Origin of the sequence: Dulcicalothrix desertica PCC 7102, assembly GCF_003991905.1 — a bacterium.
Taxonomy (GTDB): Bacteria; Cyanobacteriota; Cyanobacteriia; order Cyanobacteriales; family Nostocaceae; genus Dulcicalothrix; species Dulcicalothrix desertica.
This window is the reverse complement of the sequence record NZ_RSCL01000020.1, coordinates 1-14716: the sequence shown is the minus strand read 5'-3', so window position 1 is coordinate 14716 and position 14716 is coordinate 1. Positions and strand designations below refer to the sequence as shown.

Below are 14716 nucleotides of genomic sequence, written 5' to 3'. Positions count from 1 at the left end.
ATTCACACTTACTTTAAAAAGTCTGTGTTAGTGTAAGCTACAGGAATAAATGTAAAATCTTCAGATTAAAGGGCATAAAGGTAGCTCAAAGGTCTGACCCACCGTGATTGCTATGATTATACTAACAGCCTCTGAAAACTACATACAACTTTGGCGCCACCGAAATCGGGGGAGTGCTTACATATTCGCGCCGATGGTAAACTTCAATGAACTGGCTGAAGTAGGCGAGACTCCACCTTAGTAATTTCAAGATACGTAATCAAATCAGCATTTAAATGTAGCTTTTATGACTAGTAATGCTAATTTGAATATTTGACTTAATAATTAAGAAAGTTAGCACTTGGAAGTGAGTTGTAACTAAAGAATATGTGCCTAATGGGTCTAATTGACATACTTCTATTCAAATCTACAGCTTTCAATGTTACTGAGAACACTTTTGTGTAAGTTTGTTTTTCGCTAAAACCACACGAGTAACTAGTATTAACATTAGTACTATTAAGTATTAATAGATACTTGTTTCGTTATCAAGTTGTAAAAATAAAATCAGTATTTTTCTGTGTGTAACTAGCTTAATAACTAAGTTCAGTAAGCTTATGAGTGATTTTGTAACTACTACGCAATTAGTTTACTTCAAAATATACACGTATAGATACTAATTTTTTTATACAATTATTCAATATTGGTGTAATAATTTTGAACTTTATTCAGATTTGGCAAAAGTAGTAAAAATAAGTCAAATCATAATAATAATAATAGTTCTATATTTGCAAATAAGCTTTGAAGTTTAGCATGTCTAAGCTTATATCTTGAGAAATTATTATTGTGCTTTTTCAATGATATATAAGCTTTTAAATAACGTAAATTGTCTATGCCATGCTTTTTAATTAAAGCTTGTTTAATAATGAACTCACTGCCGTTCATTGATTCAAGCTAAAAACAGATAATTAATTTATAGGAAAAAGACATGTCAACAATTTGTAGTCAAGAAAAACATATGAACGTTTACTATCCGAAATCTAGCAATTTAAACGAGTGGACTGAGTGGCATTTAACTCCTAGAGGATGGGAGCAAGGCAGTCAAAAGCGAGAATTTTCTGCTCAACTTAAAAAACTTGAAGCACCTCATGACAGAGTATTAACTTGTAGGTATCACGAAAATGTCACAATCAATTCTGTTTGGATGCAAAAACATGTTAGCGAAGTTTGGAAAGATTCAAATCAGCAACAAATTGATAAGTTAATAGAACAATTTGGTGATTGTCCAGAAAGTCTTTAATATTGCTTTAATCACGCAAGAGGAATTGCATTCAAGTCTATTCTACTCAACAAATGGTCACTAAGTATTTATGATGTATCAAAATCAAACAGTGATTGAAAGATTGAAAGAATTATTTTTAATTACTTGTTTTGGTAACGTTCCAGTCGCTTGTTTAGGTTTAGAGCTTCGTAATTTTATTTACAAGAGTATTTTTAAACAAATCGATAACCATGTTTTTATCCAAGAAGGCGCCAAATTTTTCGGTACAAAATGTATTGAAATTAGTCAATTAGTACATATTCTTGAGGGAGTTTGTATTGATGCTAGAGATGTAAATAGCCATATTGTAATAAAAGATGGAGTTATCTTGAAAAAAAGAGTTACGATTAAGGCACTCTTATCTACTAATATTTATATTGGTGAACGTACATTAATTGATGATGATGTTTATATAATTGGATTAGGAAGTATCAAAATAGGTAAAGATTGTTTTATTGGAGATAATTCAGTAATTTTTGCTATGAATCATATTTTAAACAACGTTAGTACTAAATTTAATTCTGTAACTAAAAAAGAAATTATAATTGAAGACGAATGTTGGCTTGGACATGGAGTAACTGTTCTAAACGGAGTTACTATTGGTAAAGGTAGTGTGATTAGCCCCAACTCAGTCGTTACCGAAAATATACCACCTTATTCCAATGCAGAAGGTATACCAGCAAGAGTAATTAAAAGCAGACAAAAATATTGAAATTAATTTTCAAAAAATTAACCAGTTAAATAAATTTTAAGAGAGTAATGTACCATGAATACTTTACACAATAATTTGAAAAATAACTTCAAAAGCAAATTGCAGCATTATGTAGAGATTATAGTAACAACTTTACTGATGAGCGTTCCATTACGAATTATTGGCTCAAACCTTAGAACCTCAGTATATCGCTTAATTTTCGCTGAGATTGGTCAAAAAGTTTACATTCAAGACAGTGTTGAATTTATTGGAACACAAAATATAGATATAGGAAATTTTGTTCGTATACACAGGGGAACACATATCGATGCATCTGGACACGAGAACAATCGTATTTCTTTCGGTTCAGAAGTAGAAATTCAGCAAGGTGTAAATTTTCAGGCATTAAATGATACTCAGATTATTATTGATAATGATGTACTTCTCGGCCCTTATGTCTCTATCGCTGGACCAGGAAATATCAGAATTGGTAAATCTTGCATGATTGCCGCAAAGTCAGGTATATATGCAAACAATCATATTTTCTCAGACCTAACCATAGATATCGCATTACAAGGTGTTACTCGCAAAGGAATTGTCATTGAAGACGATTGCTGGCTTGGACATGGAGTGACTGTTTTAGATGGAGTCATTATCGGGAAGGGAAGTGTTATCGGCGCCGGTTCAGTTGTTACTAAGGATATTCCTCCATATTCAGTTGCAGTCGGTATACCAGCAAGAGTTATCAAAAATAGACGAGCAAATGCAGAACAAACTTTACAACCTGGAGTACTAGCTACCAATTTAGTTCGAGAATAAATCAATGAATAAGCCTATAGAAAAATCGTCTCGGTTGCGTCTTCATTATTTAGATGGTTTACGTGGACTTGCTGCTTTATATGTAGTACTTGTCCATATTGAGCCAAAACTGGGAGCAACATTACCTTTGTTCTGGTCACTGTTTGGAAAAACTCTGAAATACGGAGGATTTGCTGTAGCAATTTTTATAGCTCTATCTGGTTATGTTTTAATGCTTCCTGTATCGCGTTCTCAGAGTGGTTATATTTCAAGCACTTTGGTTGACTATATTAAACGTCGGTCTCGTCGAATTTTACCACCTTACTACGCTGCTTTATTGTTTAGTTTACTACTAGCTTTTGCAGTATTTTTACTGGAGAATGTGAGTGAATTTCGATGGAATGAGATTGCCGGAGAAGGGCCATTCTCTCCAAAATTTACGTTTATTGATGTATTATCTCACTTACTATTGGTTCATAATCTTAGTCCTGTCACTCACATGACTATAAACCCACCAATGTGGAGTGTTGCGACAGAGTGGCAAATTTACTTTATTTTCCCTTTAATATTACTACCAGTTTGGCGCCGTTTTGGTTTGCTTGCATCTGTAATCACAGCTTTTGTGATTAGTCTCTTACCTATATATCTATTTAATGGGTTATTTGAGTCAGCTTCACCTTGGTATCTTGGAGTGTTCGCTTTAGGAATGGCAGCGGCAGAAATTGGATTTTCGACTAAACCAAAATTAGTTGAAATGAGAAATTCTCTACCTTGGGGTGCCCTCAGTATTATGTTTAATCTTGTAGCTTTTATCACTGAGTGGAGGAAGCTAGGATTACATATATGGATAGGTCATAGCTTTTTTGGTATAGCAAGTGCTTGCCTATTTATTTACTGTACGAAGTTTATCACTGATGGTAAAAAGGCGCCTCTAATTTTAAAGATATTTGAGCATCCTTTAGCAGTGGACTTGGGAACCATTTCTTACAGTTTATATCTAACTCATGGGCCAATACTTTCGTTAGTCCGTTATGGTTTGTTCAACTTACAATTACCTGCTGGTGCATTTGCTACTGCATCTTACCTATTTGGTACAATTGCATCACTAATTTTTGCTTATCTTTTCTACCTATTGTTTGAAAAACCCTTTATGTCAAATTTCCTCCAAAAACGGAAATTACAAGATACCAATTTTCAACATCCCACTAATACAAAAAAACTATGATTTTTGAGGAGTGTAAATTATGACTGAAAATTATATTCAGACAAAAATTTCTGATGAACGAAAATTTCGTCTTCATTTTTTAGATGGAATGCGTGGTATCGCCGCTTTTTATGTGCTGCTTACCCATCTATGGTTATATCAAGGAGAAAATTTACCTCCGTGGATCACTATACCAACAAAGTTTGTAAGATATGGCTCTTTTTGCGTTGTAGTTTTTATTGTTCTCTCTGGATACTGCCTAATGCTACCAGTGGCAAGGTCTCAAGCAGGTTATATTTCTGGGACTCTTTTAGATTATTTTAAGCGTAGAGCTAGAAGAATTATACCAGCTTATTACGCAGTAATTTTATTTTGCTGCTTGCTTAGTTTAGGCATATTAGCTTTGGAGAGATTTACACCTTTTCAATGGCAGACAATAGATAAAGATATGTTTTATCCTCACTTTTCTATAGTAGACGTATTTATACATAGCCTTTTGATTCAAAACTTCGCTACTAATACCCAAACGTACATGCTTAACATTCCATTATGGAGTGTGTCGCTAGAATGGCAAATTTACTTTTTGTTTCCTCTGTTATTTTTACCAATTAGGCGCCGCTATGGTTGGATATCAACTATAGCAATTGCTTTTTTTCTGGGACTGATACCTCACTATTTTTTCAATGGTTATATGGATGTAAGCCATCCTTGGTTAATGGGTTCATTTACTTTCGGAATGCTGGCAGCAGAAATCACATTCTCACAGGCGCCTTTTTTAATTAAGTTAAAAAACTCTTTACCTTGGGGCCAGCTAAGTATTGTTTTTGCAGCTATTGCAATTGTAACTGAGTGGAATAAGCTAGGAATAGCAGCTTGGATATATGAGTCTATTGCTGGTATTGCTGCCGCTTGTTTAATAATTGATTGTACTAAAATTATTGTGAGTGAGCGAAAAAAACATATTATTTTGCAAATACTTGAGAACACCTGGGTAATAAAATTAAGTGCTTTTTCTTACAGTTGGTACCTGACTCACGCTCCAGTAATCACATTATTACGGCAATTACTCACCAATCTCAATATGTCTCCGACTGCATTCGCAATCACCCTTTATGCAGTAGGTATAATAGTATCGTTAGCTTTCGCATATGTATTTTATTTGACAATCGAGCAAGCTAGTTATCAAAAATCTAAAAATTGGCTAACACGTACTAATCATTAATTAATGTAAACATCACCAATTCCCTCCAATTATGAAATTAAGTGTAATTATTCCCTGCTACAATGCAGCAAGTACAATCGCTATCCAACTCGAAGCCCTTGCAAATCAGAAATGGTCACAACCTTGGGAAGTAATAGTTGCCGACAACGGGTCAACAGATAATACTGTTGCGATTGCTGAATTATTCAAACAGACAATACCTTCTTTGCGAATAGTTGATGCATCTGCTAAAAAAGGTGCTGCGTATGCTCGTAACGTAGGTGCCAGTGTTGCTTATGCTGAGGCACTGGCATTTTGCGATGCGGACGACGAAGTGGCGCCATTCTGGGTTGCAGCAATGGGTGAAGCACTGACTAAATATGATTTTGTTACTGGTCGTAGTTTATACAATAAATTAAATGAGCCTTGGGTAATTGCAAATCATGGCTCATCAGACGGTTTTTGTATTATTGAAAACCCATATTTACCCTTTGCGATTAGCTGTAATATCGGTGTTAAGCGTGCAGTTCATCAAGCAGTTGGTGGATTTGACGAAACTTTTGCAATGATTGAAGATATTGACTATTCTTGGTGTATTCAAGAACAAGGAATTAAGATACAGCAAGTGTCGGAAGCTGTAGTTCATTACAGACTGCGAAAAAACTTCAAGATGGTTTGCCAGCGTGCATGGGGTGTAGGTGTATACGAAGCATTGCTGTATAAAAAACATAAAAATTACGGTATACCCAAAATGCTTATGTCATGGAAAAGCTTTATTAAGGCGCCGCTTGAGTTCATGCTAGAAGTAATATCTTTTAAAGTGCGTGATAAAGACGCAATCGCCAAATGGATGCTTACATTGGCTTGGCGCGCAGGACAATTAATCGGATGTGTCAAATTTGGCTACCTACCTATATAACATACAACTAATTAATACTTATGAAAAACTTATGAAAAATTTAACTTTGGTAATTCTCAGCGTTTCAGTAGTATTAATAGCTACACTTTATCCCTTTAATTTTTCTTTTACTGATACTTTTTCTCTACAATATATTATTGCTAGTTTTGACAACAGTAGTTCTTTTGTAGATTTTGTGAACAATATCTTATTGTTTATACCTTTAGGCTTTAGTTGTACTGCTATTTTGCAAAGAAAAAGTATCAATTTTTTTCTCAAACTATTAATAGTAGCATCTATTAGTACTGGATTATCATTGCTAGTTGAAACTTTACAAATATTTTTATCTTCTAGAACCCCAACACCTGCTGATATTATAAACAATACGATTGGTGGGATTGTTGGTATAATTTGCTTTTATTTGTGGCATTCAAAAAGCTTCATATACATATTAGAATGTATAGAAAATGGTAAATTTGGTAATTCTATCAAACAAATCAAGTTATTTTTCATTGGATATTTATTTATTTCATTTTTAATTTCGATATTATGGCAAAGTACAACTACTCTAAATAATTGGAGTCTAAATCATCCGCTGATGCTTGGTAATGAAAATACAGGCGATAGACCTTGGTATGGATATATCTCAAAAATTCAACTGTCTGATAGAGCATTTTCTAGAAGCGAGATTTCACAGTTATTAGACATTAAAAGTATTTTAGATAATACCAAACAATCTTTGTTAGCTGATTATAAGTTGACTGATAAAAAAGGTTACCAAGACCTCACTGGTCAAATGCCTGAACTATTACCACAGGGAAATTCATCAAATATTAGCGATATTAGAGATGACAAAGGAGTTATTTTAAGTCCTAGCTATTGGCTAAAAACAAGAGTTCCTCCAACTTTGTTAAATAAAAGGATACGTGAAACATCTGAATTGACAGTATTAACGACTGTCGCTACTGCTGATACAAATCAAACTGGCCCTGCACGTATAATTACACTTTCAAGAAGTACCTTAAACCGCAATTTTACTTTAGGACAGCAAAAGACTAATTTAAATTTGCGGATACGAACATCAATTACTGGAGAAAACGCTGCTCATATAGAACTAAAAGTTCCTAATATTTTTGCGGATACAAATATTCATAATATAATTATTACTTATTCTAAAGCAACAATCCAAGTGTACGTAGATAAATTACAAAATTATTACTATTTTAATTTACTAGAACTAATTCCAAGAGAACAAAAAATAATTTACTATGGGCTAACTTTTACACCTCTAGGATTTTATTTAGGTTTCCTAAGTATTTTGGCAAAAAAAAGATTAATTTTTAATAGATTATTGCTATTAATTGCAATTTTATTACCTTCTCTTCTATTAGAAACAATGTTGGTAATTCATAGCGGTAAAAGTTTTAGTTTAGAAAACTTAATAATTGGTGCATTATTTACAGGAGTAACTATGTTGATGTTGAAATTACGTGCTTCCAAATTATTTAAACAGCAAGTTTAAACGAAACTCGGTTGCAGTAGATGTTCCTGCGCGTGTAATTAAAAAGCGCGGCTGTTGAAAAATGTAGAGACGCAATTAATGTAACCGTTCACAAGGCGCCTCTACAATTTATATTTGAGCAGAAGACAAAAGTTTCTTCTCTCAATTGTTTATTGAGCCTATCTTTTGAATCTACTTGGGTTAAGACGGGCGCCTGGTTGCTGTCTCGTGTTTGGTTGACGCCCAATTTTGGCGCCGTTTTTCAATCCTTGTCCAGTACCACCATCTGCTCTGTCTAAAAATGGTTTTAAAGCAATTGGAGATTTTGCAGAACGATTATTACTAATACTTCTACCGTTATTTCCACCCACGATAGTACGATAAATCTGGTCAATTTGATTACCATTTCTATCACGGTATGTATTGATAGCGGTTGTTTGCTGTCCGTCGTCGGCAGATGCTAAGTTTTCAAATACACTGTTACGAACAATATAGGGGTCTTTGTCACGTGGTACGGTGAAAACAATACGGCAAGATGGGTTTGCTTCAGTAGTAACACATACAACATTCTCTCCATTCATTACACTTGTTTGGAGTTCGAGCAGACCGTCACCACGGTATGATTCTAAACGTTGAGCTATAGCTTGGCAGCGACGTGCAGTATCCCAACCACCACCCAAAGTGCGAGGAGTTGCCCAGGCAAAATATTGTCCTGGTTGGCTTTGCGGTTGATACATCACAGTATTTTGACCATTAAACTGTTGACAAACAAACCGTGCGCTCGTGTTTACAGAACCTCCGGATGGATATCTATCACCAGAGTAAACAGAGGAATCAGTCGAACCACCAACACTACCACCACTACCTGTTGTGGGTACTACGACATCACCATTGCCATTATACTGAGCTAATGCAGGTAAACTTCCTGCAAACAAAGATAAACCAAAAGCTCCAAACACCAAAAATTTAATAGGATGCTTAGACATAAGTCACCTTATAAAGGGAATATTACTAGATTGATAAATTAACTGACGCATGATTTCTGATTTTGATTCTGAAAAGTGTCAAATTTTCATGAAGGAACCTGAAACCCCCTAAAACGTCTATTTTACGCTCAGAAGTTAATTTATTTCTATCGTGCGGTATAGGTACATTTGCAGCATTGCGTTCAATAATGTTAATGAAACAATAGAATCCTAGAAACCGGGTTTCTTTGAGCGAATATATAAATTTATTATTATTGCTAACTGTATTTGCTTAGTTTGAATGACGACTTGAATTAAAATACACTTTTAGAATATGAAGATTAAAACTAAACAACAAACTGATTTGAGCATTCAAGATACGGAAGCACCAGAACATGTATTAAAAAATATAGAGGCAATTATCGCTCTCCATGCTAATTACGAAGAAAGTGTTCCAACTCATCAACGTATTTTAGAAAAAATCGCTGCTACCTTTGGTAAAGCATGGTTTCTATATGCCGAAATTCTTTTTTTTACTGCTTGGGGCATTTGTAGTCATCTGGCAGATATAGGTGTTTTAACGTGGGAATTTCCTAGATTCGATTTACACGAACAAGGAATTGATGTTGCTTCACTCTTAATTTCCACAGGTGTACTGATATATCAAGCTCGTCAAGAAGAAATGAGTACTAAAAACTCTCATTTAATGTTACAACTTAATCTACTTACAGAGCAAAAAGTTGCTAAACTAATTGCATTAGTAGAAGAATTACGAAGTGACTTACCCAACGTGCAAGATCGTCACGACCCCGAAGCTGAGGTAATGCAGCAAAGAACCGACCCCCAAGTTGTTTTAGATATTTTGCAAGAAAACCTCAAACAAGTTGTTGTTACTGAACCTGAAGTTGTTGAGGTGGAATAGACAGTAAAGAAACCAAGAAACCAGGTTTCTCGGATTTTCAACATTTATGAACACGTTAGGTCTTGAGTACTATTAATTTGCCCCTTTGGATAAGCTGTTAGCAGTAATCTGCCATCTTCTGTTGTAATTAATTGTGTGGCTTCTCTAATTTCAGCGCCTCTACTCCAAGCAACATTAGTATTAGAGGGTTGTATTGCTAGCTTACCGATAGCACGTACTGAAATTACTGCATAATCTAAGTCAAAATTATCACTTGGTGAATCTTGTAAACCACCTGTACCTGTGATGACGAAGGAACCTTGGTTCACATTTCTACGCGCGATACAGCTACTTGCAATTACCTGTTCTGCATTGACAAATTCACTTGATTGCGGCGCAAGAGAATTGTCTTGTTTAATATCAGGGGTGGTAATATTAACGACTCCATCAATACCAAGTTGAGAAGATGCTTGGATGTCACTATCTAACGAACGAAATATACCTTGAGTATTAATATCAATTCTGCCACCATTACCTTCAAAAGCGTTTGCTGTAATGTCGCTATTGGCAAGTTGGACAATTGTATCAGCGTTGATGGTGATATTACCCCCATCACCTGGTTTGTTTTCAGTTCCTGCTGTTGCACTAATTTGGCTATTACCCAACAATTGTAAATTTTGTGCTTGTAACCTGATATTACCTCCTTGACCGTTTGCACTTGTAGCAGTTACGCTACCCTTTGTATTAAGTTGCAAGTTTTGTACATTTATCAAAAGCTCTCCTGCTTTTCCAGTTCCTTGATTACTAACGCTAACTTGAGCGTTATCGCTAATAAATAGTTGCCCACCGTTAATGCGTAAATCTCCCCCCTGACCTGTCGCATATTTTAATGTATTTGCAAATATGCCACTATTTAGACCAGCAGTAATAGCTACATTTTCATCAATTGGTTTAGAGTTTGTGTAACTACCAGCAAGATTAATACTGTCAGCGATATTGAGAGTTATATCACCTGCACGACCACTACTCGCGCTTGTCGATAAAATTTGTCCACCACCAAGAACGTTTAAGGTGTCGGCATTAACATTAATATTACCTCCTTTTCCTTGTTGCGCGGTTATTGTAGTGATACGGGCGCCATTTGTAATTGAAAGTACACTAGCGGAAACATTAACCTCACCACCATTACCCGTTGCTTTTGGGTTTACTGCGCTAGTTACAAAGCTAGGAGTGCCATTACTCGCAACTCCATCAAGAGTAACTGTATTTGCGTTGATGTTTACATTTCCCGCATTCCCTTTACCAAGAGTAGAGGCAGATACAAATGCACCATTCGTCACAGAAACCGAATCAGACGTGATATTAACGTTGCCCGCATTCCCCTGCGCTGTTTCTGTTACCGCGCTAGATATAAAAGTCGAGTATCCATTTTTGCCAACTCCATCAATATTGACAGTATTAGCTTTGATATTCACATCTCCCGCGTTTCCTGTTGCCAACGTGCTAGCAGAAAAGTAGGCGCCATTTCTTAGCGAAAGTGAATCTGTAGAAATGTTAAAATTGCCAGCGTTACCCGCTCCTCCTGGATTCTTGGCAGTAGATGCAAAAGACGCACTACCACTAGGTGTAAATCCATCAAATAATATTGAATTAGCTTTAATATCTATATTTCCGCTATTGCCACGTGTAAGACTGGCAACAGACAAAAAACCACCATTAGTAACTGAAAGCGACCCAGTAGTAATGTTTATATTACCAGCATTGCCAACAGCAGAACCAATCACAACAGTAGATGCAAGACTAGGATTACCTATCTTATCTACTCCATCGAAAGAGACAGCGTTGGTAGCGTTAATATTAATACTGCCTGCATTTCCATTCCCTCTAGACACAGTAGATAAATAAGAGCCATTTGTCAACGAAAGCGACCCAGTATTAATGTTGATATTACCTGTATTACCTGTAGAACCTGCTGTTACTGGGTTACTAATACCACCTGTATTTAGATTAACAGTCCCAGGTGCATTGATTTCAATATTTCCTGCTTGCAAGCTAGAAGAACCTGCACCGGATATTCCACCTTGCAGAACTCCTTGTGTTAAATTCAGATTTTGAGCATTGACCACAATAGTACCGCCCTTTGGAGCTATGACACTAGCTAATGCTCCATTACTAAGCGATACATTTGCTTTTTGTGCTGTATTGGGAACGCTCAACTGCAAGTTGCTGCCATCTACTTTCAAACCTAAATCGAATTGCGAAGTTAATCCAGCTAATTCAATTCGACCTCCAAAAGCTTGTAATTTACCTCCTTCTAAAGAAATATCACCACCCACTAGTAATAAGCTACGATTATTTGGTACTGTAAGTCCAACTGTTGAACGATTAACAATGCCGCCAACTTTGCTCCCAAATCCTAAACCAACAGGAACGCTCACCGTCAACAATGATGTATTTTGAGGAGTTCCCACACTAAATTGCTTACCATCAGTAAAATTAATACTGCTTGCAGTAGTTCCTAAAAATGAACCTTTCACATCTAATTTGGCGCCAGTACCAAATACAATACCATTTGGGTTCATTAAAAACAGATTCGCATTTCCTAATACCCCTAATGTACCGTTAATGTTCGTTGGATTGGCGCCTGTGACTCGCGTAAAGATATTTGTTATATCTGTTGGATTTGTAAAATATACTCCACGAACAGCGTCAATGTTGAATTCACTGAAACTATGAAATAAATTGTTACCATGTATGGCGCCGCCATTTATGATATCGTTTATCCCAGAAGGCGCCACAATAGTTCCCACGCTGCTATCGGGTACAGTTTGCGCGTTTACTGGGTTAGCCAAGGCTAATAGCATTAAAGGAAGTAGGTGTAAATAGGCTTTCATAAATTCTAAATTTAAATTCTTGAACTTATGATTCCCACTTTGGCACCAAAAGTCACAATCAATTGAATTGGTGCGTGAAACGTAAATCTTCTCCTGTAATTATACAAATCTCCTTATCATCTAGTTCTTCTAAATTACTAACAATGCGGTTTGCTTGCTGCTCTATACTACGCTCAAATATTGTACGCACAAAGCGCCCGTTGCCAAAGTTATTGCTACGTTGATTGTAAGCTATTTCAAATGTTCTTTGCAAAACTATACATGCAGATAAATCAATTGAGTAACCGTTATCAATACAAAATTTCTTGAAAATTGACAGTAACTCGTTTGGCATATAGTGGTCAATATAAAACAAACGGTTAATACGCGATTTTAAACCTGGGTTGGACTCGATAAATTTTTCCATTTCACTTGGATAACCCGCAACTACTACGGCAAATCGCGCACGCTGGTCTTCCATTCGTTTGAGTAATACTTGCAAGGCTTCTTTACCGTAATCATTTGCTGTATCTTCTTGCACTAAAGCATGAGCTTCATCTATAAATAAGACTCCATCTAATGCATGTTGTACTGCATTTTCTACACGTAGTGCTGTTTGACCGATGTATCCACCTATTATTCCTGCACGGTCGGTTTCAATGACATGTCCACGTTCTAAAAATCCAAGCTGTTTGTATAAACGTCCTACTAATCTGGCAATTGTGGTTTTACCTGTTCCTGGTGGGCCATACAACATTAGGTGAAGTGAGGTGTCTACTGTTTTCATTCCTCGTTGTTTACGTTCGGTTTGCACTTTCAAGAAATTTGCAAGCGAAAATAGCTCTTGTTTAGTTCTTGAGTGTCCTACTAACTCATTCAAGTCGGTGATTATTTTTAAGAGCGTATCTCCAACAGGCGCCTCATGTTCAATAAAAGCTGCTCTGGTTTCGGGTTTTGAATCTTTTACATCTATATTATAGTTGGTTGTTTCTTTCTCATCCTCAACCCCAGTAATAATCAAGCTATGAACTTTAATATTAATCTGGTCATGAATCACAAACCCAAAACTCTTTCCTAACACATCCATCACTTGCTCAGTTGCAAACGTCTCAACCAGCGTACTGTTTATATAAAACTCAACATTATCTTCAATGCGTCGAACCTCAAGCAGGTTTACTGTATTACCCGACTGTATGGAACTACAGAGTTCCCAGTTAGTAAAATATTCAAATGTACCATTTTTACATTGAGCGATACGATACAACCCGTTTCCCGAAATAATAAACTCGAAGAAATTGCTGCTGTCTAAGAGTCCCCAGCTAAAACCATACCCGAAACTATCAACTCCGCTAACTTTCTCGAAAACGATAGAAATGTGAAAATTACTTAACTCGTAAAAAAAGTCACAAGAATTCCAACTTAGCCAATATATATCATCCCCTGTGCGCTTGTGGTCAAACGAATAGTGACTCGCTTTAATCTCAAGACTACAATCAACACCGGAGCGTGTAACCCAGTTACGGCAGTTATCTTGAAAGTGTTCTTCAAAAATCAGCATACTAGTATACCTACAAGCACAGCATCGCACAATATATATATAGACATATACATACACGATTGAAGTAATATTTTTCGGAAAAGAACCCAAAGAAGGAATTTCAAGGTCCCGCGCTTATGATACGTTGGATTTACGCACGCACTTTTTGATTAACATTACGACTGGAGAACATCCTTGGGTATCGAACTACGCAGTTTTGTATTTCTCGACAACTTACAACCGCAACATGCAGCATACATAGGAACTGTTGCCCAAGGTTTCTTACCATTACCAGGGGACACATCGCTATGGATTGAAATTTCTCCTGGCATAGAAATTAATCGCATTACCGATGTCGCATTAAAATCTGCTTCAGTGCGTCCAGGGGTGCAAGTTGTTGAGAGATTATATGGTTTACTCGAAGTTCATTCGGGTTCGCAGGGTGAAACACGCGCTGCGGGTCAAGCTATTTTAGCCTTTTTAGGAGTTAAGCGCGAAGAATGCATTAAACCGCGTGTAGTCTCCAGCCAAATTATTCGTAACATCGATGCTTACCAAACCCAGCTTATCAACCGTACCCGCAGAGGACAATTACTATTAGCAGGGGAAACACTGTATGTTCTCGAAGTCGAACCAGCAGCTTACGCAGCATTAGCAGCAAACGAAGCAGAGAAAGCAGCATCCATCAATATTTTAGAAGTCCAAGCAGTAGGTAGTTTTGGGCGCCTATACCTAGGAGGGCAAGAACGCGATATTTTAGCAGGAGCAGCAGGCGCCAAATCCGCCATCGAAAGCGTAGCAGGTAGAACCCAAACCATTGGTCGCCAAGAATGATACCGTAGGGGCGGTT

12 protein-coding genes are annotated in these 14716 nt (G+C 36.5%); 9 read left to right on the top strand and 3 right to left on the bottom strand.

What is annotated here, in order from left to right:
• Positions 1-964 precede the first annotated feature (964 nt).
• The 7 genes from DSM106972_RS34430 to DSM106972_RS34400 all read left to right on the top strand — a co-directional run bounded on the left by DSM106972_RS34430 (position 965) and on the right by DSM106972_RS34400 (position 7611).
• A complete protein-coding gene (locus DSM106972_RS34430) occupies positions 965-1276 on the top strand; it encodes a hypothetical protein (RefSeq protein WP_127084921.1) in 312 nt (103 codons plus the stop codon).
• Positions 1277-1346: 70 nt separating this feature from the next.
• Positions 1347-2009, top strand: a complete 663-nt coding sequence (locus tag DSM106972_RS34425; RefSeq protein ID WP_127084920.1) for an acyltransferase — start codon at positions 1347-1349, stop codon at positions 2007-2009.
• Positions 2010-2063: 54 nt separating this feature from the next.
• Positions 2064-2807: an acyltransferase gene (locus DSM106972_RS34420; protein WP_127084919.1), complete on the top strand. Its 744-nt coding sequence runs from the start codon at positions 2064-2066 to the stop codon at positions 2805-2807.
• A 4-nt stretch (positions 2808-2811) separates the two neighbouring features.
• The gene (locus DSM106972_RS34415; RefSeq protein WP_127084918.1) at positions 2812-4011 is read left to right on the top strand and encodes an acyltransferase family protein; all 1200 of its coding nucleotides are present in this window, start codon (positions 2812-2814) and stop codon (positions 4009-4011) included.
• Between the two features lie 19 nt (positions 4012-4030).
• Complete coding sequence (locus DSM106972_RS34410; protein WP_127084917.1) at positions 4031-5212, top strand: acyltransferase family protein; 1182 nt, start codon at positions 4031-4033, stop codon at positions 5210-5212.
• A gap of 31 nt (positions 5213-5243) precedes the next feature.
• Positions 5244-6110 carry a glycosyltransferase family 2 protein gene (locus DSM106972_RS34405; protein ID WP_127084916.1) on the top strand — a complete coding sequence of 289 codons (867 nt, stop codon included), beginning with the start codon at positions 5244-5246 and terminating at the stop codon, positions 6108-6110.
• Positions 6111-6141: 31 nt separating this feature from the next.
• Positions 6142-7611 carry a VanZ family protein gene (locus DSM106972_RS34400; protein WP_127084915.1) on the top strand — a complete coding sequence of 490 codons (1470 nt, stop codon included), beginning with the start codon at positions 6142-6144 and terminating at the stop codon, positions 7609-7611.
• 158 nt (positions 7612-7769) lie between these two features.
• On the opposite strand, the gene DSM106972_RS34395 is transcribed toward DSM106972_RS34400, so the two are convergent.
• Complete coding sequence (locus DSM106972_RS34395) at positions 7770-8576, bottom strand: COP23 domain-containing protein (protein ID WP_127084914.1); 807 nt, start codon at positions 8574-8576, stop codon at positions 7770-7772.
• A gap of 313 nt (positions 8577-8889) precedes the next feature.
• On the opposite strand from DSM106972_RS34395, the gene DSM106972_RS34390 reads away from it, so the two are divergent.
• A complete protein-coding gene (locus tag DSM106972_RS34390; RefSeq protein WP_127084913.1) occupies positions 8890-9477 on the top strand; it encodes a DUF1003 domain-containing protein in 588 nt (195 codons plus the stop codon).
• A 44-nt stretch (positions 9478-9521) separates the two neighbouring features.
• Here DSM106972_RS34390 and DSM106972_RS34385 read toward each other — a convergent pair whose 3' ends face one another.
• A complete protein-coding gene (locus DSM106972_RS34385; protein WP_127084912.1) occupies positions 9522-12350 on the bottom strand; it encodes a two-partner secretion domain-containing protein in 2829 nt (942 codons plus the stop codon).
• A 58-nt stretch (positions 12351-12408) separates the two neighbouring features.
• Positions 12409-13887: an AAA family ATPase gene (locus DSM106972_RS34380; RefSeq protein ID WP_127084911.1), complete on the bottom strand. Its 1479-nt coding sequence runs from the start codon at positions 13885-13887 to the stop codon at positions 12409-12411.
• A 174-nt stretch (positions 13888-14061) separates the two neighbouring features.
• Here DSM106972_RS34380 and ccmP point away from each other — a divergent pair, with 174 nt between their 5' ends.
• A complete protein-coding gene (gene ccmP / locus DSM106972_RS34375; protein WP_127084910.1) occupies positions 14062-14700 on the top strand; it encodes a beta-carboxysome protein CcmP in 639 nt (212 codons plus the stop codon).
• Positions 14701-14716 lie beyond the last annotated feature (16 nt).

Coding starts and splice junctions, on each gene's coding strand:
- DSM106972_RS34430 (WP_127084921.1), top strand. CDS start 965: ATGTCAACAATTTGTAGTCAAGAAAAACATATGAACGTTTACTATCCG.
- DSM106972_RS34425 (WP_127084920.1), top strand. CDS start 1,347: ATGATGTATCAAAATCAAACAGTGATTGAAAGATTGAAAGAATTATTT.
- DSM106972_RS34420 (WP_127084919.1), top strand. CDS start 2,064: ATGAATACTTTACACAATAATTTGAAAAATAACTTCAAAAGCAAATTG.
- DSM106972_RS34415 (WP_127084918.1), top strand. CDS start 2,812: ATGAATAAGCCTATAGAAAAATCGTCTCGGTTGCGTCTTCATTATTTA.
- DSM106972_RS34410 (WP_127084917.1), top strand. CDS start 4,031: ATGACTGAAAATTATATTCAGACAAAAATTTCTGATGAACGAAAATTT.
- DSM106972_RS34405 (WP_127084916.1), top strand. CDS start 5,244: ATGAAATTAAGTGTAATTATTCCCTGCTACAATGCAGCAAGTACAATC.
- DSM106972_RS34400 (WP_127084915.1), top strand. CDS start 6,142: ATGAAAAATTTAACTTTGGTAATTCTCAGCGTTTCAGTAGTATTAATA.
- DSM106972_RS34395 (WP_127084914.1), bottom strand. CDS start 8,576: ATGTCTAAGCATCCTATTAAATTTTTGGTGTTTGGAGCTTTTGGTTTA.
- DSM106972_RS34390 (WP_127084913.1), top strand. CDS start 8,890: ATGAAGATTAAAACTAAACAACAAACTGATTTGAGCATTCAAGATACG.
- DSM106972_RS34385 (WP_127084912.1), bottom strand. CDS start 12,350: ATGAAAGCCTATTTACACCTACTTCCTTTAATGCTATTAGCCTTGGCT.
- DSM106972_RS34380 (WP_127084911.1), bottom strand. CDS start 13,887: ATGCTGATTTTTGAAGAACACTTTCAAGATAACTGCCGTAACTGGGTT.